Below are 19,538 nucleotides of genomic sequence, written 5' to 3'. Positions count from 1 at the left end.
AAAAGGCCAAACTCGGAGCGCGCACGCGCAGGCTGACAGCCCTCAAACGACCGAGAGGCCCCGCAGGGCTCCCGCATCACCACATTCCTGACGGTGCGGCACGATATTCGCTTCACCTGGAGAGTCGGCGCTCGTCCCGTGTTTACCGCCGGACAGCGCCATGCGGTGACACTTTCTCCGAGGCTCACACCATGACTTCTCTGGCATCTGAACGTAGCTGGTTGCTGGACCCCAGCGTGCTGAAACTGGTTCACCAGTGCCGACGTCTGATTCAGACGGAATTCGGCGTCAAACTGCATCTCACGGATGGGCACCTGGAACAGCAGCTTGCGGAGTATGCGGGCAAAACCCGCTCCAGCCACCTGATTCGCACCTGGGAAACGCTCAAGCAGCAGGTTCCACAGCTGAACATCGAGCCCGATACCGACGACGACGGCCTGAAACGGACGTACCGTGGCCAGGTGATCGCCGATGCGCCGGCGGCTTCATCGGCCCCCGAGGCAAACGAGGCATTCCACCCGCCGCGAAAGACCAAAGTGATCTACCGCGGCCAGGTGGTGGGCTGACACAGCGACTGACGGATCAGAACGCCTTGCTGACTTCAAGCGCCGCGCTCAGGGCGCTCAGGTCGTAGCTGCCCTGGTAACGGGCGGGGGTGGCCGGCTGTGTGGGGTTCTGGTGGGTGTATTCCCGGTCATCAACGTCGGCATCTCCGGAAAACAGCAGGGTGCCGACAGCCGCATCAACGGTCCAGCCGGTGCTGACATCTTTCCACTGGGCGCCGAGGGTCAGCCAGTGCCGGTCCTCTGAGGGAATCCGCGCCGTCACGTACTGCTCGTTCACCGGCGATTCATCCCAGGCATAACCGGCTTTCAGCGCCCACTCCGGGGTTGCCTGCCAGATGCCGCCCACGTTGAACTGCCAGGTATTCTGCCACTTTTCGGTGACATGATTGATGTAGGGATACCCGGAAACCGAAGACACCTCACCGGGCGACTCCCGACGGCTGATGATGTCCAGCTCCTCGAAGCGGCTCCATTTCGCATAAGTAGCGCCGGCCAGAACGGTGAACTCGTCGTTGAAACGGTGGCGCAGACCCAGAGTTGCGCTCTCGGGAATGGCCAGGGGCACTCGCACCTTTTCTGTGAGCGTGGTGGTCTGGCCTGGAGAACTCAGCACGGGAAAATCGGAGATGGTAGCGTCGCCTTTGAGATCCAGTTCGGTGCCGGTCTGCGCGCTCAGGCCAATCTGGGTCCTGTCCGAGATCTCGTACAGAAAGCCCACCCGGAAGGTCGCGCCAATGTCATCGCCTTCGATATCGGCATACGGCTCATCCAGCGCGAGCGCGGCGGGGCCCGCAATGCCACTCAGATCCTGATACCGGGAGAGGCGACCCTCGGCATAGATCACGTTGATCCCCGCGCCCATCGACAGTCCGTTACCGTTGCTGACAGAGATTGAAGGCGTGAAGGCAATGGCCGTCAATTCGGTCTTGTCGGCAAAGAACCGGCCGGCAAAACCGTCGTCGTAGTCTGCAGCCAGACCGTAAGGAGCGTGAATACCAAAGCCGACATCAACAGTGTCGCTGACTTCGTGGGTAAGGTAGAAATTGGGGAGCACGGCCGGGTCGGCAATGTCGCCGCCGGTTGTCGCTGGCTGCACAGGAACCGCCGGGTTTTGCCGCGTGGATGAGATGGTGTCTTCCCGGGCCTCGGCATCAATATCCAGAACGGCGGCACCGAAGGAAATGTTGGTGCCTGACAGCTGGCTCATACCAGCGGGATTGAACAGTACCGTGGTGGCGTTCTCGGGGTTGGCAGCGGCACCGGCGTTGGCGGTGCCCATGGCACTGGCACTCTGTTCATTCAGGGAAAAGCCACCTGCCAAGGCGGTGGCGGGGGCTGCAACGGCAGCCAGGGTGGCTAGGCGTATGGCACGTGCAAGCATTGGCGATGTCTGGCGCATGGTATCTCCTTGTTGATTTGCGCGGAGTATACGCACCACGACCAATTGGCCTCAAATGCCATCACTAACCGTTCAGATCACTAACTTTCTACAACTAAAGTCGAACCTTTCAGTAACCCTCAGTCATCCTGAATCGACAGCTTGTCCACCGTGGACGACAGTTTGTCAGCCCCCTGGGCGTCGGCACCCAGCTTGATCATCAGACGCAGGTCGTTGGCGGAATCCGCGTGAGCCAGCGCATCTTCGTAGGTGATCGAGCCCTCGGCGTAGAGCTGGTAAAGCGCCTGGTCAAAGGTCTGCATGCCGGATTCGTTGGATTTGGACATCAGTTCCTTGAGCCGGTGCACTTCGCCTTTACGGATCAGGTCCGCCACCAGCGGGGTGTTGATCAACACCTCGATAACCGCCTTGCGGCCCTTGCCGTCCGGTGTGGGTACCAGCTGCTGGGCCACAATGGCCCTGAGGTTCAGGGACAGATCCATCCAGATCTGGTTGTGCTGCTCAGGCGGAAAGAACTGGATAATCCGGTCCAGCGCCTGGTTGGCGTTGTTGGCGTGCAGGGTGGCCAGACACAGGTGGCCGGTCTCCGCAAACTGCACCGAGTATTCCATGGTCTGGCGCGTACGCACCTCACCAATCAGGATAACGTCAGGAGCCTGCCGCAGGGTGTTTTTCAGGGCCACTTCAAAGCTCTCGGTGTCGATGCCCACTTCCCGCTGGGTCACGATGCAGCCCTGGTGCTGGTGCACGAATTCAATTGGATCCTCGATCGAGATAATGTGACCGCGACTGTTGCGGTTACGGTGCCCCAGCATCGCCGCCAGAGAGGTGGACTTGCCGGTGCCGGTGGCACCCACGAACATGATCAGACCGCGCTTGGTCATCGCCAGGTCCTTGATGACTCCCGGCAGGGCCAGGTCGTCGATCTGCGGAATCTTGACCTCAATGCGGCGCAGTACCATGCCGCACAGGTTGCGCTGAAAGAACGCCGACACCCGGAAACGGCCAATGCCGCGAGCGCTGATGGCAAAGTTGCACTCGTGGGTTTCCTCGAATTCGGCGCGCTGCTTGTCGTTCATGGCGCCGTAGACAAACTCCCTCGTCTGCTCCGGCGTCAGCGCGTTCTTGGTGACCGGCAGAACCTTCCCGTTCACCTTCATGCTGGGTGGAACACCTGCGGTAATAAACAGGTCTGAACCGCCCTTTTCCACCATCAGCCGCAGCAGCTTTTCGAATTCCATTTGTCCACCTATCACATTTTGTCTTGGCTATGCTGACTCCCCGAACATTGTCCGGGGAGCGGGGCGGGTGGCCTTCCCGGGACTGTCTGCAGCATGGATGCTGCAGTCAAGCGTACAGGGACGTATTTACAGCGTGTCCCGGGAAGGCCACCCGCCCTGCTCCTTCCTCCAGGGTCGAAGCAAGGAGTCCGACGTTAAAAGTTATCCGGCATCTTCGCCTTGGCCCGCGCCGCTTCACGGGAAATCAGCCCCTTCTGCAGCAGCCGTTCCAGGCACTGGTCCAGGGTCTGCATGCCCAGGGAACCACCGGTCTGGATCGACGAGTACATCTGGGCGATCTTGTCTTCCCGGATCAGGTTCCGAATCGCCGAGGTGCCGATCATGATCTCGTGGGCCGCAATCCGCCCGCCGCCCATTTTCTTCATCAGGGTCTGGGAAATAACCGCCTGAAGAGATTCGGACAGCATCGAACGCACCATGGACTTTTCCTCTGCCGGGAACACATCCACCACCCGGTCGATGGTCTTGGCTGCCGAGGTGGTGTGCAGGGTGCCGAACACCAGGTGGCCGGTTTCCGCGGCGGTCAGTGCCAGACGGATGGTCTCCAGGTCCCGGAGCTCGCCTACCAGGATGATGTCCGGGTCTTCCCGCAGGGCCGAACGCAGGGCTTCGTTGAAGCCAAGGGTATCCCGGTGCACTTCCCGCTGGTTGACCAGACACTTCTTGGAGTCGTGCACGAATTCGATCGGGTCCTCGATGGTGAGGATGTGCTCGTACCGGGTGTCGTTGATGTAGTCCATCATCGCCGCGAGGGTGGTGGACTTACCGGAACCGGTAGGCCCGGTTACCAGCACCAGGCCCCGGGGTACCGAGGAGATGTCCTTGAACACCTGTCCCATGCCCAGGTCTTCCATGGTAAGAACCTTGGAGGGGATGGTCCGGAACACAGCGCCAGCGCCCCGGTTCTGGTTAAATGCGTTCACACGGAAACGGGCAACGCCGGGCACTTCGAACGAGAAGTCGGTCTCCAGAAACTCCTCGTAATCCTTCCGCTGCTTGTCGTTCATGATGTCGTAGATCAGCCCGTGGACTTCTTTATGCTCCATGGGCGGCAGGTTGATGCGGCGCACATCACCATCCACACGAATCATCGGGGGCAGACCGGCAGACAGGTGCAAGTCAGACGCGCCCTGTTTCGCCGAGAAGGCAAGCAGTTCAGTAATATCCATAGGAGTCCTCGGAAGGCGTTTTTTCTTTTATCCCGGTTGCTTCCGCCCGGCGGGGACCCGGCGCGGTTCACTTGGCATTTCAGTGACCTGCGGGTAACGTGTCACCGTACAAGTGACAGACCGGGCGTGGCGATTTCACACTATGAGCAGCATAGCAGACAACATCGGGAGCGTAACCCGACGCATACAAAAAGCAACATTGCAGGCAGGCCGCTCGCCGGGCTCGGTGCGGCTGCTCGCGGTCAGCAAGACCCGACCCGCCGAAGACCTGCGCGAGGCCTTTGCCGCCGGGCAGGTAGCGTTCGGGGAGAACTACCTCCAGGAGGCTCTCGACAAACAGGAGGCCCTCGCCGACCTCCCGGACATGGAATGGCACTTCATCGGCCCGATCCAGTCCAACAAGACCCGCCAGATTGCGTCATCGTTCGATTGGGTCCACAGCGTCGACCGTCTGAAAATCGCCCGACGGCTGAGCGAGCAGCGGGATGCCACCCTGCCCCCATTGAATATCTGCCTGCAGGTCAATATTAATGAAGAAGAGAGCAAATCCGGGTGCCAGCTGGACCAACTGCCAGAACTGGTCGAAGCCGTGGGCGAGCTGCCCAACCTCAGGCTGCGGGGCCTGATGGCCATTCCGGACCCGTCGCAACCGGAGGCCGAACTCAGGGCGAGCTTCCGCAAGCTGGCCAACACCCTGAAAGCATTGAAAGGCGAATACCCCGATGCCGGACCACTGGACACCTTGTCCATGGGTATGTCGGGGGATCTGGAGCTGGCGATCGCCGAAGGAGCCACCTGGGTGCGCGTGGGCACCGCACTGTTCGGCGAACGCCCGGCGAAGAGCTGAACCGGCCGGTTCCTGCTATCATCAGGGCCGGACGTTTAACCGATCAACCCGGGAGTGAATCTTGAGCACATCACCAACCATTTCGTTCATTGGTGCCGGCAACATGGCCAGCGCCATCATTGGCGGTATGCTGGATAACGGCTACAAGGCCGGCAACATCTGGGTCAGCGCACCGGACGACGCGCACCTGCAGACCATTCGCAAGCGCTTCGGGGTGAGCGTCACCACCGACAACCGCTACTGCGCCCAGCAAGCCGACATGGTGGTGCTTGCCGTCAAACCCCAGGTTATGGCGGATGTCTGTCGCGATATCGCGCCGGTGGTACAGAACACCCGTCCGCTCATGGTATCCATTGCTGCCGGCCTGACCGCCGATACGCTCGACGGCTGGCTCGGTGGCGGATTGCCGTTGGTCCGGGTCATGCCGAACACCCCATCGCTGGTGGGTAAAGGCGCAGCAGGGCTCTACGCCAACAAGGACGTAAAGGACAAACAGAAGAAGATGGTGGAGTCGGTCTTCGAAAGCATTGGCTCTGCCCTGTGGGTTGAGGACGAGAACCTGCTGCATGGCGTGACCGCCCTGTCCGGCAGTGGGCCGGCCTATTTCTTCCTGATGCTCGAAGCGCTCGAAGAGGCCGCCACCGAGGCCGGCATCGCCGCCGACACCGCCCGGGAACTGGCCATCCAGACCATGGCCGGCGCCGCCGAAATGGCGGCCCGCAGCGAACACGACCCGGGACAGCTCAAGCGCAACGTGATGTCTCCCGGCGGCACCACCGAACAGGCCATCAACACGTTTGAAGACGGCGGCATGCGCGACCTGGTGCGCAAGGCCTACAAGGCCGCCTTCAAGCGCTCCGAAGAAATGGCCAAAGAACTGGCTGGCAAACAGTAACCGATAACGGAGACACGGCTTCATGCTGGCAGACATTCTGATTACCATCCTGCTGATCGCATCCACCTTCTACATGACCATTGTGCTGTTGCGCTTCCTGCTGCAGCTGGCCAGGGCGGACTTCTACAACCCGATCTCCCAGTTCGTAGTGAAGGCTACCAACCCGCCGCTGCGGCCACTGCGCCGCTTCATCCCCGGCTGGGGCGGCATCGACGGCGCCTCGCTGGTGCTGGCCGTGGTCATACAGGCCATCACCTTCTTCCTGATCCTGGTGGCGCTGAACGGCGGCATTCCCTCGGTGAATCCCGTCACTCTGCTGGTGTGGGCCGTGCTCAACGTGCTGGATCTGATCGTAAAGATCTATTTCTGGTCGGTGATCGCCATTGTGGTGGTGAGCTGGATTGCGCCCCAGAGCGGGCACCCGGCGATTCAGCTGGTGGCCCAGATTACCGAGCCGGTCATGCGCCCGGTCCGCAATATCATGCCCTCCATGGGAGGCCTGGACCTGTCGCCGATCATCGTCTTCCTGATCCTGAACGTCATTTCCGTGGTTATCGAGCACATGAAACTGGCCGCGGGGCTCGGCTCCATCGGCCTGGGACTGTAAACAGTGTCTCAAATATACACTCTGTAACACTTGTCCACGAAATACTTCACTCGAGGGCTTCGAATCTATCATGATGATTTCAAAGCCCTTTTTTATTTTTCCCTGCCCCGGAAACGGATCTGCCGTCGCAGGCCTCGCCGCAAACATTGAAAGAACAGGATAGTATTACCGGTAATTAATCCGTCACCCGGGCGCAGCCCCTCCTGCCCCCGGAATACCCGGAAGTCGCGCAGAAGGAAAATCCGATGAATCAACAGGGAACTCTGTCGCAGCAGGTAGAGGCTTATCACAACTGGAAGAAAGAGCTGATCCGGCAGATCGGCCGGTACCGGTTGTGGCTGCAGGATAACGATCTGTTTTCCGACGATGTCAGCACCCGTATCCGCCACGGGCTGGAACTGCTGATCGAGGACGAGTTGACCATCGCCTTCGTAGGGGAATACTCCCGCGGCAAGACCGAGCTGATCAACGCCCTGTTTTTCTCGGAATACGGCCAGCGCATGCTGCCCTCCCAGGCGGGGCGTACCACCATGTGCCCCACCGAGCTCTTCTTCGATCGCAGCGCCAATGAAAACTACCTGCTGTTGCTGCCCATTGAGACCCGCACCGGCGAACTCTCGCTGCAGCAATTGCGCAAGCAGCCGGAACGCTGGGTGAAGCACGAGCTCGACGAACGCGATCCGGAAATCATGCGCGAAGTGTTGGCGGAAGTGGCTCGGGTAAAGAGCGTGTCGCCGGAGGAAGCGCGGGGACTGGGCTTCGACGAAGGCATGCTGGAGCACGACCGCAACAATCCAGGCAACGTTCTGGTACCGGCCTGGCGCAACGCCCAGATCAGCATCCGGCACCCGCTGTTCGAGCGTGGACTGCGCATTCTCGATACCCCGGGCCTGAACGCCCTGGGTTCGGAGCCTGAGCTGACCATCAGCATGCTGCCCCGGGCCCATGCCGTGATCTTTGTGCTCAGCGCCGACACCGGCGTGACCGCCAGCGACATGACCATCTGGAAAGAGCACATCGACACCCAGCACGCGGATCACCGGGCTGGTCGCTTTGCCGTGCTGAACAAGATTGACGTGCTCTGGGACGACCTCCAGGGCGAACGCCATACCCAGGAAGCCATCGACCGGGTTCGCACTTACACCGCCGATCATCTGGGCATGCGCCAGCATGACGTTATTCCGGTCTCTGCCAAACAGGGACTGCTGGCCCGGGTGCGCAAGGACGAGCCTCTGTTCGACAAATCCAACGTCGGCCAGCTTGAACAGCTGATCATCCAGCGCATCCTGATGCACAAGGAACAGTTGATCACCCAGAGCCTGATCAACGACCTGCTGGGCATGCTGCAGAACAGCCAGGCAGCCATGCAGTATCGACTGGAATCCCTCGAGGAGGAACTACAGGCCTGCTCCGGCGTGACCATGGACAAGGCCGCCCTGAGCCGCCTTGCCGAGCGGGCGCAGAAGGATTACGACTTTTACTACAAGAAGCTGATTACCCTGCGCTCCAGCCGTCGGCTGATGGATTCCCAGGGCGACATGCTGAAAAAGCTGGTCAGTGAGGAGCGCTTCGAAAATCACGCCGAGCGGGTGCGGACCAGCATGTCCAAGAGCTGGACCACCGCCGGCATGAACCGCGCGATGGATCAGTTCTTCGAGCTGCTGGAAAGCGATCTGACCAACCTGCTGAGCGAAGGCCACCTGGCGGAGAAGATGGTGGGCGCCATTTACCGACGCTACAACGAGGACAGCCGGGCCCGCCATCTGGAGCCGATTCCTCTGCGCGCTGGTCGACATGTGATTGCCATCCGGGAACTGCGCAAGAAGGCCCGTCGCTTCCGGATCAGTCCGAAAAACCTGCTCACCGAGCAGTCGGTACTGGTGCGCCGCTTCTTTAACGTGATGGTGAGCGAGGCCCGCACCCTGCACGCCCGGGTACGCCAGGACGTGGAGCGCTGGCCCTCGGAGGCTCTGCTGCCCATCATGCAGTACTCCATGGAACAGAAGCAGCTGCTGGAACACCAGATTCGCCGGCTGCGGGACATGGTTCGCAACGACCGGGACAGCCGGGCAGAGCGCCAGCGTCTCAACAACACCATCGCCGATCTGCGCCGACAGCTGGAACTGGCCGATGCCATGCAACGCCAGATCCGCAAGCCGGCTCCCACCCTGATCCAGCAGAAAGTGGTGAATATCTCCGGGGCGGTCTGAGCCCCGTCAGAGCAACCTTGCAGGCGGTTGCAGCCATCCCGCCCCGGCTTTAAACTGCTGGGCTGGCGATGGCTTTGTCATTGCTTTTCCAGACACTTACGGATCGAACCAGGAACCACGCGCGCCGATGCCCGATTCCCTGCCTGCGGACTCTGTTGGGATTGTCACCCCGCAGACCTATCATTTCGACGCTCCCATCGATCTGGCCTGCGGTCAGACCCTGGAAAGCTATGACCTTGTGGTGGAAACCTATGGCACACTGAACGCCGACGCCAGCAACGCCGTGCTCATATGCCACGCCCTGAGCGGGCACCACCATGCCGCCGGCTACCACACACCCGACGACCGCAAACCGGGCTGGTGGGACAGCTGCATCGGCCCTGGCAAGCCCATCGATACCAACCGTTTTTTTGTGGTCAGCCTGAACAACCTGGGCGGCTGCCACGGCAGCACGGGCCCCAACAGCACCAATCCCGCCACGGGTAAACCCTACGGCCCGGAGTTCCCGGTTATCACCGTGGGCGACTGGGTGAAGAGCCAGGCTCTGCTGGCCGACCGGTTGGGCATTGAGTGCTGGGCCGCCATAGTCGGCGGTTCCCTCGGCGGCATGCAGGCGCTGCAATGGAGCCTCGATTACCCCGACCGGCTCCGGCACGCCGTGGTCATTGCCTCCACCCCCAGGCTGACTGCCCAGAACATTGCCTTCAACGAAGTGGCCCGCCAGGCCATCACCACCGACCGGGAATTCCACGACGGGCGCTACTACGACCATGACACTGTCCCCCGCCGGGGCCTGATGCTGGCACGGATGGTGGGGCACATCACCTACCTGTCCGACGCTTCCATGGGCGAGAAATTCGGCCGGGAGCTCCGGGACCAGGCCTACAAGTTCGGCTACGACGCGGAATTCCAGGTCGAGAGCTATCTGAGGTACCAGGGCGAGCGGTTCTCCGAGTCGTTCGACGCCAATACTTACCTGTTGATGACCCGGGCACTGGACTACTTCGACCCCGCCTACGATTTTGGCGGCGACCTCTCAAAGGCGCTGGCGTCAGCCCGGTGCGAATACCTGGTGCTGTCCTTCAGCACCGACTGGCGCTTCACCCCCGCCCGCTCGGAGGAAATGGTCAACGCCATGATTGCAGCCCGCCGGAAAGTCAGCTACGCCGAAGTCGATGCCCCCTGGGGCCACGATGCCTTCCTGATTCCAACCCCGCGGTACACCGACATTTTCACCGCCTATATGGATCGGGTGGCCAGGGAGGTGGGCGCATGAGACCGGACCTTGAGATCATCCAGCAGTGGGTGCAGCCCGGCCAGCACGTGCTCGACCTCGGATGCGGCGATGGCACCCTGCTCGACTTCCTGCAGCGGGAAAGGGGCGCCAGTGGCTTTGGCCTCGAAATCAACCCGGACCACATCACCACCTGCATGGGCCGGGGCGTTGCTGTGATCGAGCAGAACCTGGACACCCAGGGGCTCGGCAACTTTGACGATGGCAGCTTCGATATTGTCCTGATGACCCAGGCCCTTCAGGCCGTACGGCGGCCAGACAAGGTCCTGGACGAAATGCTGCGGGTGGGCCGCGAAGGCATTGTCACTTTCCCCAACTTCGCCCACTGGCGTCTACGCTGGGGGTTGACCCTGAGCGGTCGCATGCCCGAATCCGAGGCACTTCCGTATAAATGGTACAACACGCCCAACATCCGGCTGTGTACCTTCAAGGACTTCGAGGCGCTGTGCCGACAGAAAGGTATCCGGATCAAGAGCCGTCGGGTGGTGGACGGACAGCACCAGAACAGTTGGCTGGCGCGGCTCTGGCCGAACCTTCTCGGCGAGATTGCCATATACCGCATAACACGGGAGAGCAAGCAATGACTGCAAAACGCTTTACAACCGTATGCACGCTTCTGGCGGCCCTGATTCTGGCGTCGCTGAGCCTTCACGCCCGGGCAGGCTCCAAGGATTTCGGCGACTACACCGTGCTGTGGAGCGTGCTGCCAAGCACGTTTCTGGCTCCCGAAGTGGCCAGGGCCAACAATCTGCAGCGCAGTAAGGGCATCGGCATCGTCAATATCTCTATCATGAAGGAGAACGGCAACGGCGGCATGACACCGGTGACCGGCCAGGTTGAAGGCCGGGTTTCCAACGATGTCCAGCAGGTAAATTTCCTGGCATTCCGCCGCATCCAGGAGGGTGAATCTGTTTACTTCATTGCCGAGTACCAGTACAGCTCGGGTGAACTGATGACGTTCAACATCACCGCGCGCCCGACCGGCTATCAGGAAGACCTGGCCGTGCGTTTTGCCCACACACTGTTCAGCGACTGAGGCGATATGACGGAAAAACTGGTCATTGCCAGCAACAACAAGGGCAAGATTGCGGAGCTTACAGAGCTACTGGCGCCCCTGGGCATGACCCCGGTGGCCCAGGGCGAACTGGGCGTCGGCGAAGCCGATGAGCCTGCAGTTACCTTCGTCGAGAACGCCATCCTGAAAGCGCGGCATGCGGCACGCGCTACCGGTCTGCCGGCCCTGGCCGACGACAGCGGCCTGGCGGTGGATGCCCTCGGCGGGCGGCCGGGCGTCCGCTCGGCCCGTTTCGCCGGAGATGAGGCCTCCGACGAGGACAACGTGCAGGCCCTGCTGGAAGCCCTGGCCGAGGTGGAGGACGAACGCCGGGGCGCGCAGTTCCACTGTGTCCTGGTGTACCTGCGCCACGCCGACGACCCGACCCCAATCATTTGCCACGGCCGCTGGCCCGGGACCATTTTACGGGCGCCCCGGGGCGACGGCGGGTTTGGCTACGATCCGGTGTTCCTGGCACCGGAACATAACTGCAGCGCCGCCGAACTGTCGCGGGCGGAAAAGGGCCGTATCAGTCATCGTGGTCGTGCCCTTGCGCTCCTGCTTGAACAGCTCCGTGGCGGATCCCCGGTCGGTGGCTGACATGCCGGTGCAGGCCTTACGGCCACCTTTGAGTCTGTACATCCACATCCCCTGGTGCGTGCGCAAGTGCCCCTACTGCGACTTCAATTCCCACGCTCTGCAGGGGGAGCTCCCGGAATCCGCCTACCTCGACGCGCTACTGGAAGACCTGGAGCAGGACCTGGCGCTAGTGAACGGTCGGGAGATCTCGACCGTGTTTATTGGCGGAGGCACGCCGTCGCTGATGAGTGGCGGGTTTTACCAGGCGCTGTTTAGCCGCCTGCGCGAGAAGCTGGCCCTGGCCTTGGACGCCGAAATCACTCTGGAAGCCAACCCCGGCACCCTGGAAGCAGGCCGCTTCGAGACCTTCCGCAAGGCCGGCATCAACCGGCTGTCCATAGGCGTACAGAGCTTCGACCCCGACCACCTGACGGTACTGGGGCGAATCCACGACAGCGAGTCCGCCCATCGGGCGATTCAGGCAGCCCGGAAGGCCGGGTTTGATAACTTCAACATTGACCTGATGCACGGTTTGCCCGGCCAGACACCGGAGCAGGCGGTCCGCGACCTGCAAACCGCCCTGGCCTACGAGCCGCCTCATCTGTCCTGGTACCAGCTGACGCTCGAGCCGAACACCGAGTTCTACAGCCGCCCCCCAAGTCTGCCCGACGACGATCGCCTGTGGGATATCTACCAGCAGGGCGCCCGGTTCCTCCGGTCGCACGGCTATCGCGACTACGAAGTCTCAGCCTGGTGCCGTAACAATGGCGCCTCACGTCACAACCTTAATTACTGGACCTTCGGCGACTACCTGGCGCTGGGTGCCGGCGCCCACGGCAAGGTCAGTTTTGCCGACGGCCGCATCCAGCGCTACTGGAAAACCCGGCAACCCGAGGCTTATCTCAATCGCATTGGTAGCCGCACCGCCGGCACTGCCGAGATTGAGCCCGAGGAACGACCGCTGGAGTTTCTGATGAATGCCCTGCGGCTGAGTGAAGGTGTGGATGAGACGCTTTTTTTACAGCGCACGGGTTTACCCCTGGCAACAGTTGGGGTAAAACTTGATCAATTGAGAAAGGAAGGATTGCTGGAAAAAGATCGGCTGCAAGCCACAGACCTTGGCCAGCGATATCTGAACAGCCTGTTGGAGCGTTTTCTGTAATGGACCCCGCACACGCAGCGCCAGCCCTGCCCACAGGCCTGAAGGCAAGCCTGTGCGTTTCCGCTGTCCTGCTGCTGGCGCTGCTGCTGATCAACCAGCCCCTGCAGACGGCCTCAGCACCGCAGGGCATCGTCAGCTTTCAGCTGGCCGGCAGTGCCGATCACGCCGAGGCCATTATCACCAGTTGGCAAACCGACGGGATCGGCTGGGCGAGGATCTCCCTGTGGGTGGATTTCCTCTTTATTCCCGCTTACATGCTGGCGCTGATCTACCTCACCCGCCACTTTACCCGGGACCGCCCAGGCGTTCGTGAGCGCATGAGTGCCCGATGGGTACGCGCCCTGTTCACCACCGCGGGCCTGAGTGATGCGACCGAAAACATCCTGTTGCTGAACAACCTGAACCTGCCCACAGACGCCATGACCCTGTCGGCGACGCTTTGCGCGCTGATCAAGTTTACCGCCCTGACCCTGGGTATAGCCGGGCTGGTGATCATCCGGGCGTCCCGACGCCACCCCCTCGCCCACCACTGACTGGCACACCAATGAGGTGTGCCCCCGCCAGGGCATGCTGCCAAGCCAAGGATCAGTTGGTGCGATAGAACAGCAGATCCCAGACCCCGTGGCCCAGGTTTTCACCGCGCTTCTCGAACTTGGTCATGGGACGGTCGTCCGGACGAGGTGAGTAGCCGCCGGATTCCTGGGTGTTCGCGAATCCCTCCGACTCGTTCATCACCTCCATCATATGTTCGGCATAGTTTTCCCAGTCCGTTGCCAGGTGGAGTATGCCCCCGACCCGAAGCTTGTGACGGACGCGCTGGACGAACTCGTGCTGGATCAGCCGGCGCTTGTGGTGACGCTTCTTGTGCCAGGGGTCCGGGAAGAACACCATCACCCTGTCCAGGCAGGCGTCGGGCAGGCACAGATCAATAACGTCGTTGGCGTCGATGCTGTAGATCCGGACGTTCTCCAGGCCCCGGTCCTCGATCTCCTTGAGCAGTGCGCCGACGCCGGGCTGGTGTACTTCAACGCCGATAAAGTCCTGCTCCGGGGAGGCCTCGGCCATGTCCGCCAGTGATTTCCCCATGCCAAACCCGATTTCGAGGTTGAGCATGTTATCGCGGCCAAATACCTCGCGAGGGTCGATCATGCCGTGCTCACGGGTCAGACCATATTTGGGCCAGCTACGCTCAAAGGCTTTTTTCTGACCTTCGGTCATCCGGCCCTGGCGCAGCACAAAGCTTCGCACACCGCGACGCGTGGTAACCGGCGATTCCGCGGCCGTGTCTTTCGGATCTTGCGGGTTGTTCTGGTCAGTCATCTGCAATCCTTAACCGCAGGCAGCGGGAGTTGTTCATCAAAATTTACCACCAGTTTACCAGAGTGGTGCGCTTCAGGCGGAGACCACGGACTGCCCGCCCTGTTGCCGGTCCAGATTACGATAGCCAAGGGCCTCGACCAGATGGCTGTGCGCCAGCTCGTCACAGCCCTCCAGGTCGGCAAGCGTTCTGGCAACCCTGAGAATTCGGTGCAGGGCCCTGGCCGAGAGACCCAACCGCTCCATGGCTCCGGACAACAGCTGCTCCCCTCTGGTATCAAGCCGACAGGCTGCCTGGAGATCACGACCGGCCAGGTTTGCGTTCAGGCAGCCCCGCTGCGTCTGACGCTGCCGAGCCGCCGAAACGCGCTCGCGCACGGAGGCACTGCTCTCGCCGTCGCATCCCTGAGACATCAGCACACTGCCACCCTGCACCGGCACCTCAACATGGAGGTCGAAGCGATCCAGCAGCGGGCCGGAAATTTTCGAGCGATAGCGCATGACCTGCTGAGGGGTACACTGGCACTCGATGCTGGGATGACCGCTGTAGCCACAGGGGCAGGGATTCATGGCGCCCACCACCTGGAATCGGGCGGGGAACCGGACCTGCCGCGCTGCGCGACTGATGGCAATCTCTCCGGTCTCCATCGGCTCCCGGAGCACCTCCAGCACCCGACGCTCGAACTCCGGCAGCTCGTCAAGAAACAATACGCCCCGGTGGGCCAGCGAGATTTCCCCGGGTCGAGGGCTGCTGCCACCACCCACCAGGGCAACGGCAGAGGCGGTGTGATGGGGCGAGCGGAATGGCGGCTCACGCCAACGCCCCTCACGCACTGGCAACCCGGCGACAGAATGAACGCTTGCCACTTCCATGGCCGCAGCGTCGTCCAGCGCTGGCAGAATACCCGGCAGTCGACTGGCAAGCATGCTCTTGCCGGTCCCTGGCGGCCCGAAAAACAGCAGATTGTGGCCCCCGGCAGCCGCCACTTCCAGTGCCCGCCGAGGTACCCGCTGCCCCCGGACCTCTGAAAGGTCCGGCCCGTCCGACGGCGCTTCCCGGGCCAGCGAACAACTGGCCACAGGCACCAGTCGGGCCCGACCACCGAGGTGTTCACACACCGCCAGCAGATGTCCGGCGGCCAGTACATCATCCCGGCTGGCGAGGGACGCCTCACCGGCGTTGGCTTTCGGCACCAGCAGCGCCCGCTCATCGTCTCGTGCTGCCAACACCGCAGGCAGCACGCCCTTGACCGGTCGCAGGGCACCGTCCAGGGACAGTTCACCGATAAACTCACAGCCGGTCAGACTCTCGGCCGGTATCTGACCGGAGGCCGCCAGAATGCCCAGGGCAATGGGCAGGTCGAAACGGCCGCCCTCCTTGGGCAGATCAGCGGGGGCCAGGTTAATGGTGATGCGTCGGGCCGGGAACTCGAAACCGGCGTTGAGCAGGGCGCTTCGCACCCGCTCCTTGCTTTCCCGGACGCCGGTTTCCGGAAGCCCGACGATAGACAGCGCGGGCAGGCCTCCGGAGAGGTGGACTTCTACGGTAACCGCAGGCGCGGACACGCCGATGATGGCGCGCGAATGGACAATCGCTAACATGACAACCTTCCCTGGTCGGTAATTCAATAACTGGCCCGGCGTCCTGCCGGGCCCTGTAACTCAGTTTTCGGCCCGGGACTTCTCCAGTTCCGCCACCCGCTTTTCTAGGGCTTCGACCTTCTCGCGGGTTTTCATCAGTACCGCCTGCTGGGCGTCAAATTCTTCGCGGGTTACCAGCTCCAGGCGTGAGAGCACGGCCATGACAGCGGCACGGGCCTGGGTTTCAAAATCCTCCCGGGCGGCGCGGGCCATGTCGGGAACAAACTGGCCGAACTGGCCCTGCAGCTGGGCAAAAATATCTTGTGGACCTTTCACTTGTAACCTCGCTTAATTCCCCTGTGTGCCGTTCCACGCTGGCCCGGATTTCACCGGATGGGACGACGATTGACCGAACGGTGGGAGTGTATCACACCGCAGCTACTGCCATACTGTAGCCGGTCGGCGGTATACTGCGCACCGACCGGGCGAAGCCTGCTCTAATTTGGCTCACGCCCGGGAGTCGCGCTTCATTTTGGTGCACAACTTTGCGCCATTCTGGGACAGCCGCGAACCATATTGTTGTTTTTAATGAATTTTTTTGCGTTGGCATACCCGATGCTAAAGCTCTCGTACGCAATCCGCACAATTGGTGTGCGAGGTGGCAGCATCCCGAACTCAACAAACGGCCGACGGGCCCTCAATGTTGGGACGGCTTTACCAAGGAGAAAGCAATGAAACTTGTGACAGCGATCATCAAGCCTTTCAAATTGGATGATGTCCGTGAGGCACTATCCGAGATTGGCGTGCAAGGCGTAACCGTCACTGAAGTCAAAGGCTTCGGTCGGCAGAAAGGCCACACAGAACTCTATCGTGGCGCGGAATACGTGGTGGACTTCCTGCCCAAGGTCAAGGTGGAGGTTGCCATCGGCGACAACCTGCTCGACCAGGTCATCGAATCCATTACCAAGGCGGCCAACACCGGCAAGATCGGTGACGGCAAGATCTTTGTAACCGAACTGGAACAGGCCATCCGGATCCGGACGGGCGAAACCGGCGAAGAAGCGGTGTGAACCAGTTCTGACGCAGAACAGCCAACGCAAAAAATTCTAAACCTGAAAAGCCTCGTGCGGAGGGCTTCAAATGGAAAGCAATATCTTTCACCTGCAGTACGCTATAGATACCTTTTATTTTCTGGTGTGCGGCGCATTAGTCATGTGGATGGCAGCTGGCTTTGCCATGCTCGAATCCGGCCTGGTGCGTGCCAAGAACACCACGGAAATCCTGACCAAGAACGTGGCCCTGTTTGCCATTTCCTGCATCATGTACCTGGTGTGCGGCTACGCCATCATGTACGGCGGTAATATCTTCCTGTCCGGCATTGCCGACGTAGATACCGCTGCGGTGCTGGGCGACTTCGCCGGCCGTGAAGACGGCTTTGAGGGTGGTTCCATCTACTCCGGCGCTTCTGACTTCTTCTTCCAGGTCGTGTTCGTTGCCACCGCCATGTCCATCGTGTCCGGTGCCGTGGCCGAGCGTATGAAACTGTGGGCCTTCCTGGTGTTCGCTGTCTTCATGACAGGCTTCATCTACCCGCTGGAAGGTGCCTGGACCTGGGGCGGTGCCTCTGTGTTCGGCATGTACACCCTTGGCGACCTTGGCTTCAGTGACTTTGCCGGCTCCGGTATCGTGCACATGGCCGGTGCTGCGGCTGCTCTTGCCGGTGTACTCCTGCTCGGCGCCCGTAAGGGCAAGTATGGCCCCAACGGCGAAATCCGTGCCTTCCCGGGCGCCAACCTGCCGCTGGCCACCCTGGGTACCTTCATCCTGTGGATGGGCTGGTTCGGCTTCAACGGCGGTTCCGTCCTGAAACTGGGCGACATCGCCAGCGCCAACTCCGTCGCCATGGTGTTCCTGAACACCAACACCGCCGCTGCCGGTGGTGCCGTCGCCGCCCTGATCACCGCCCGCCTGATGTTCGGCAAGGCCGACCTGACCATGCTGCTTAACGGCGCCCTGGCTGGCCTGGTGACCATCACCGCCGAGCCGTCCACCCCGAGTGCGCTGACCGCCACTCTGTTCGGTGCCATCGGCGGCGTACTTGTGGTCCTGAGCATCGTGACCATGGACAAGCTGCGGATCGACGACCCGGTCGGTGCCATCTCGGTACACGGTGTCTGTGGTCTGCTGGGCCTGCTGCTGGTGCCGCTCACCAACGGCGACGTCACCTTCACCGGCCAGATTGTTGGCGCCATCACCATCTTCGTCTGGGTATTCGTTGCCAGCCTCGTAGTCTGGGGCATCCTGAAGGCTGTCATGGGCCTGCGGGTAAGCGAAGAGGACGAGTACGAAGGCGTGGATCTGTCCGAGTGTGGTATGGAAGCCTATCCGGAGTTTGTCAGCGGCAAGCAGTAAGCGCTGACTCCACAACGAAAAAAGGGGCGCCATCCGGCGCCCCTTTTTTGTCTTCACGGAACTGGCTGGCCAGTTCCGGCTGATCATTCTCTGGGCGTTTGATCAGCCCTCTTCCGGGCGAACCTCGTCTTCGAGGGCATCCACCATGAACTGCGGCATGGCCAGCGCACCCCGGTGCACACCGGCGTTGTAATAACGGGTCACGAAAGGCCGGTTGTTGGCATCCTCCTCGCGAAAATAGCGCAGCGGATTTTCCTTGCTGGCCATGGTGCAGCTCCACCAGCCGGTGGGATAGACCGGCTGCGGGAACGGCAGGGTCTGTACGTGTTCGAACCCGGCCCTGCGCATGTCCTTGTGGATATCCTTGATAATGGTGTCCGTATGCAGCAGCGGCGATTCGCTCTGCTGAACAATGATGCCGCCCTCACGCAGCGCCAGCATCGCGTCCCGGTAGAAATCCAGGGCGAACAGGCCTTCGGCCGGGCCCACCGGATCGGTGCTGTCGATGATGATCAGGTCGACACTGTTCGGCTCGATGTCCCGCATCCACTGGATGCCGTCACCGAAGAAAAAGTTGGCCCGGGGATCGCCGTTGGCCTCGCACAACTCGGGAAAGTACTTCTCCGACATGCGGGTGACCCTTTCGTCGATTTCCACCTGCCAGGCTTCCTCCACACCGGGATGTTTGAGCACCTCTTTCAGGGTGCCGCAATCGCCACCGCCAACAATCACCACCTTCTTCGGGTTCCGATGGGTGAACAGTGCCGGATGGGTCATCATCTCGTGATAGAGGAAATTGTCCCGGGTGGTGAGCATCACACAGCCGTCGAGCACCATCAGGTTGCCAAACGTCTCGGTTTCGTAGATCTCCAGTTTCTGGAACGGGGTCTGCTCCTCGTGCAGTTTCCGTTTCACCTGCAGGGAAAACGCCGTGCCCTGGTCCTGGAATACCTCGGTAAACCAGCCATCGTTCAGTGCTGCCATGTTTTGCCTCCCGCTGTCGGCCGTGGGCTGAGTCAAAAGGGCGTATTGTAGGGCCGGCCCGCGCTGAGCTAAAGCGCAAATCGTCAGAGCGGCTGGATATTTTCCGGCCCTGGTTCTTTTAGCCCGGGGCCGGAATCCATACAATGACCGCCAGAGGCCGC

The 19,538-nt window shown here is 61.3% G+C and carries 20 protein-coding genes; 13 read left to right on the top strand and 7 right to left on the bottom strand.

Features of this window, described 5'->3' with window-relative positions; translation table 11 throughout:
* Positions 1 to 191 precede the first annotated feature (191 nt).
* Complete coding sequence (locus AC0J1C_RS02335; protein WP_473045462.1) at positions 192 to 566, top strand: hypothetical protein; 375 nt, start codon at positions 192 to 194, stop codon at positions 564 to 566.
* Between the two features lie 16 nt (positions 567 to 582).
* Here AC0J1C_RS02335 and AC0J1C_RS02330 read toward each other — a convergent pair whose 3' ends face one another.
* The 3 genes from AC0J1C_RS02330 to AC0J1C_RS02320 form a co-directional block, all read right to left on the bottom strand.
* Positions 583 to 1,965 carry an OmpP1/FadL family transporter gene (locus AC0J1C_RS02330; protein ID WP_473045461.1) on the bottom strand — a complete coding sequence of 461 codons (1,383 nt, stop codon included), beginning with the start codon at positions 1,963 to 1,965 and terminating at the stop codon, positions 583 to 585.
* 119 nt (positions 1,966 to 2,084) lie between these two features.
* Entirely contained in the window at positions 2,085 to 3,206 is a 1,122-nt protein-coding gene (locus tag AC0J1C_RS02325; protein ID WP_473045460.1) for a PilT/PilU family type 4a pilus ATPase, read from the bottom strand.
* Between the two features lie 194 nt (positions 3,207 to 3,400).
* The gene (locus tag AC0J1C_RS02320) at positions 3,401 to 4,435 is read right to left on the bottom strand and encodes a type IV pilus twitching motility protein PilT (RefSeq protein ID WP_058091364.1); all 1,035 of its coding nucleotides are present in this window, start codon (positions 4,433 to 4,435) and stop codon (positions 3,401 to 3,403) included.
* Positions 4,436 to 4,577: 142 nt separating this feature from the next.
* Between AC0J1C_RS02320 and AC0J1C_RS02315 the strand changes: the two genes are divergently transcribed.
* The 10 genes from AC0J1C_RS02315 to AC0J1C_RS02270 all read left to right on the top strand — a co-directional run bounded on the left by AC0J1C_RS02315 (position 4,578) and on the right by AC0J1C_RS02270 (position 13,616).
* Complete coding sequence (locus AC0J1C_RS02315; RefSeq protein ID WP_473045459.1) at positions 4,578 to 5,282, top strand: YggS family pyridoxal phosphate-dependent enzyme; 705 nt, start codon at positions 4,578 to 4,580, stop codon at positions 5,280 to 5,282.
* A gap of 61 nt (positions 5,283 to 5,343) precedes the next feature.
* Positions 5,344 to 6,177, top strand: a complete 834-nt coding sequence (proC, locus tag AC0J1C_RS02310) for a pyrroline-5-carboxylate reductase (protein ID WP_473045458.1) — start codon at positions 5,344 to 5,346, stop codon at positions 6,175 to 6,177.
* Between the two features lie 22 nt (positions 6,178 to 6,199).
* A complete protein-coding gene (locus tag AC0J1C_RS02305) occupies positions 6,200 to 6,784 on the top strand; it encodes a YggT family protein (RefSeq protein WP_473045457.1) in 585 nt (194 codons plus the stop codon).
* A 245-nt stretch (positions 6,785 to 7,029) separates the two neighbouring features.
* Positions 7,030 to 8,994 (top strand): dynamin family protein, encoded by a 1,965-nt coding sequence (locus AC0J1C_RS02300; protein WP_473045456.1) that lies wholly within the window; start codon positions 7,030 to 7,032, stop codon positions 8,992 to 8,994.
* A 127-nt stretch (positions 8,995 to 9,121) separates the two neighbouring features.
* Positions 9,122 to 10,270 carry a homoserine O-succinyltransferase MetX gene (metX, locus tag AC0J1C_RS02295; protein ID WP_473045455.1) on the top strand — a complete coding sequence of 383 codons (1,149 nt, stop codon included), beginning with the start codon at positions 9,122 to 9,124 and terminating at the stop codon, positions 10,268 to 10,270.
* On the top strand, positions 10,267 to 10,872 hold the full coding sequence (metW, locus tag AC0J1C_RS02290) for a methionine biosynthesis protein MetW (RefSeq protein ID WP_473045454.1): 606 nt from the start codon (positions 10,267 to 10,269) through the stop codon (positions 10,870 to 10,872). The genes metX and metW overlap by 4 nt, the downstream gene beginning before the upstream one ends.
* Positions 10,869 to 11,324 (top strand): DUF4426 domain-containing protein, encoded by a 456-nt coding sequence (locus tag AC0J1C_RS02285; RefSeq protein WP_473045453.1) that lies wholly within the window; start codon positions 10,869 to 10,871, stop codon positions 11,322 to 11,324. Before metW ends, AC0J1C_RS02285 begins: the two co-directional genes overlap by 4 nt.
* 6 nt (positions 11,325 to 11,330) lie before the next feature.
* On the top strand, positions 11,331 to 11,942 hold the full coding sequence (gene rdgB, locus AC0J1C_RS02280; RefSeq protein WP_473045452.1) for an RdgB/HAM1 family non-canonical purine NTP pyrophosphatase: 612 nt from the start codon (positions 11,331 to 11,333) through the stop codon (positions 11,940 to 11,942).
* Between the two features lies 1 nt (position 11,943).
* Positions 11,944 to 13,083 (top strand): radical SAM family heme chaperone HemW, encoded by a 1,140-nt coding sequence (gene hemW / locus AC0J1C_RS02275; protein WP_473046490.1) that lies wholly within the window; start codon positions 11,944 to 11,946, stop codon positions 13,081 to 13,083.
* Positions 13,083 to 13,616 (top strand): hypothetical protein, encoded by a 534-nt coding sequence (locus AC0J1C_RS02270; RefSeq protein WP_473045451.1) that lies wholly within the window; start codon positions 13,083 to 13,085, stop codon positions 13,614 to 13,616. The genes hemW and AC0J1C_RS02270 overlap by 1 nt, the downstream gene beginning before the upstream one ends.
* Positions 13,617 to 13,668: 52 nt before the next feature.
* Here AC0J1C_RS02270 and trmB read toward each other — a convergent pair whose 3' ends face one another.
* From trmB to AC0J1C_RS02255, 3 genes are all read right to left on the bottom strand, one after another.
* Positions 13,669 to 14,403 carry a tRNA (guanosine(46)-N7)-methyltransferase TrmB gene (trmB, locus tag AC0J1C_RS02265; protein WP_091990413.1) on the bottom strand — a complete coding sequence of 245 codons (735 nt, stop codon included), beginning with the start codon at positions 14,401 to 14,403 and terminating at the stop codon, positions 13,669 to 13,671.
* Positions 14,404 to 14,475: 72 nt separating this feature from the next.
* The gene (locus tag AC0J1C_RS02260; protein WP_473045450.1) at positions 14,476 to 16,002 is read right to left on the bottom strand and encodes a YifB family Mg chelatase-like AAA ATPase; all 1,527 of its coding nucleotides are present in this window, start codon (positions 16,000 to 16,002) and stop codon (positions 14,476 to 14,478) included.
* A gap of 60 nt (positions 16,003 to 16,062) precedes the next feature.
* Positions 16,063 to 16,317 carry an accessory factor UbiK family protein gene (locus AC0J1C_RS02255; protein WP_473045449.1) on the bottom strand — a complete coding sequence of 85 codons (255 nt, stop codon included), beginning with the start codon at positions 16,315 to 16,317 and terminating at the stop codon, positions 16,063 to 16,065.
* A 395-nt stretch (positions 16,318 to 16,712) separates the two neighbouring features.
* On the opposite strand from AC0J1C_RS02255, the gene glnK reads away from it, so the two are divergent.
* Positions 16,713 to 17,051, top strand: a complete 339-nt coding sequence (glnK, locus tag AC0J1C_RS02250) for a P-II family nitrogen regulator (RefSeq protein WP_004578958.1) — start codon at positions 16,713 to 16,715, stop codon at positions 17,049 to 17,051.
* A gap of 70 nt (positions 17,052 to 17,121) precedes the next feature.
* A complete protein-coding gene (locus AC0J1C_RS02245; RefSeq protein ID WP_091990403.1) occupies positions 17,122 to 18,393 on the top strand; it encodes an ammonium transporter in 1,272 nt (423 codons plus the stop codon).
* A 102-nt stretch (positions 18,394 to 18,495) separates the two neighbouring features.
* On the opposite strand, the gene speE is transcribed toward AC0J1C_RS02245, so the two are convergent.
* The gene (gene speE, locus AC0J1C_RS02240) at positions 18,496 to 19,377 is read right to left on the bottom strand and encodes a polyamine aminopropyltransferase (RefSeq protein WP_473045448.1); all 882 of its coding nucleotides are present in this window, start codon (positions 19,375 to 19,377) and stop codon (positions 18,496 to 18,498) included.
* Positions 19,378 to 19,538: the final 161 nt, after the last annotated feature.

The sequence above is a fragment of the Marinobacter sp. E2 genome (genome assembly GCF_055755345.1).
This window is presented reverse-complemented; position numbering and strand designations above follow the sequence as displayed.

Excerpts from the sequence above, each read along its gene's own strand:
- AC0J1C_RS02335 (WP_473045462.1), top strand. The coding sequence starts at position 192 with ATGACTTCTCTGGCATCTGAACGTAGCTGGTTGCTGGACCCCAGCGTG.
- AC0J1C_RS02330 (WP_473045461.1), bottom strand. The coding sequence starts at position 1,965 with ATGCGCCAGACATCGCCAATGCTTGCACGTGCCATACGCCTAGCCACC.
- AC0J1C_RS02325 (WP_473045460.1), bottom strand. The coding sequence starts at position 3,206 with ATGGAATTCGAAAAGCTGCTGCGGCTGATGGTGGAAAAGGGCGGTTCA.
- AC0J1C_RS02320 (WP_058091364.1), bottom strand. The coding sequence starts at position 4,435 with ATGGATATTACTGAACTGCTTGCCTTCTCGGCGAAACAGGGCGCGTCT.
- AC0J1C_RS02315 (WP_473045459.1), top strand. The coding sequence starts at position 4,578 with ATGAGCAGCATAGCAGACAACATCGGGAGCGTAACCCGACGCATACAA.
- AC0J1C_RS02305 (WP_473045457.1), top strand. The coding sequence starts at position 6,200 with ATGCTGGCAGACATTCTGATTACCATCCTGCTGATCGCATCCACCTTC.
- AC0J1C_RS02300 (WP_473045456.1), top strand. The coding sequence starts at position 7,030 with ATGAATCAACAGGGAACTCTGTCGCAGCAGGTAGAGGCTTATCACAAC.
- metX (WP_473045455.1), top strand. The coding sequence starts at position 9,122 with ATGCCCGATTCCCTGCCTGCGGACTCTGTTGGGATTGTCACCCCGCAG.
- metW (WP_473045454.1), top strand. The coding sequence starts at position 10,267 with ATGAGACCGGACCTTGAGATCATCCAGCAGTGGGTGCAGCCCGGCCAG.
- AC0J1C_RS02285 (WP_473045453.1), top strand. The coding sequence starts at position 10,869 with ATGACTGCAAAACGCTTTACAACCGTATGCACGCTTCTGGCGGCCCTG.
- rdgB (WP_473045452.1), top strand. The coding sequence starts at position 11,331 with ATGACGGAAAAACTGGTCATTGCCAGCAACAACAAGGGCAAGATTGCG.
- hemW (WP_473046490.1), top strand. The coding sequence starts at position 11,944 with ATGCCGGTGCAGGCCTTACGGCCACCTTTGAGTCTGTACATCCACATC.
- AC0J1C_RS02270 (WP_473045451.1), top strand. The coding sequence starts at position 13,083 with ATGGACCCCGCACACGCAGCGCCAGCCCTGCCCACAGGCCTGAAGGCA.
- trmB (WP_091990413.1), bottom strand. The coding sequence starts at position 14,403 with ATGACTGACCAGAACAACCCGCAAGATCCGAAAGACACGGCCGCGGAA.
- AC0J1C_RS02260 (WP_473045450.1), bottom strand. The coding sequence starts at position 16,002 with ATGTTAGCGATTGTCCATTCGCGCGCCATCATCGGCGTGTCCGCGCCT.
- glnK (WP_004578958.1), top strand. The coding sequence starts at position 16,713 with ATGAAACTTGTGACAGCGATCATCAAGCCTTTCAAATTGGATGATGTC.
- AC0J1C_RS02245 (WP_091990403.1), top strand. The coding sequence starts at position 17,122 with ATGGAAAGCAATATCTTTCACCTGCAGTACGCTATAGATACCTTTTAT.
- speE (WP_473045448.1), bottom strand. The coding sequence starts at position 19,377 with ATGGCAGCACTGAACGATGGCTGGTTTACCGAGGTATTCCAGGACCAG.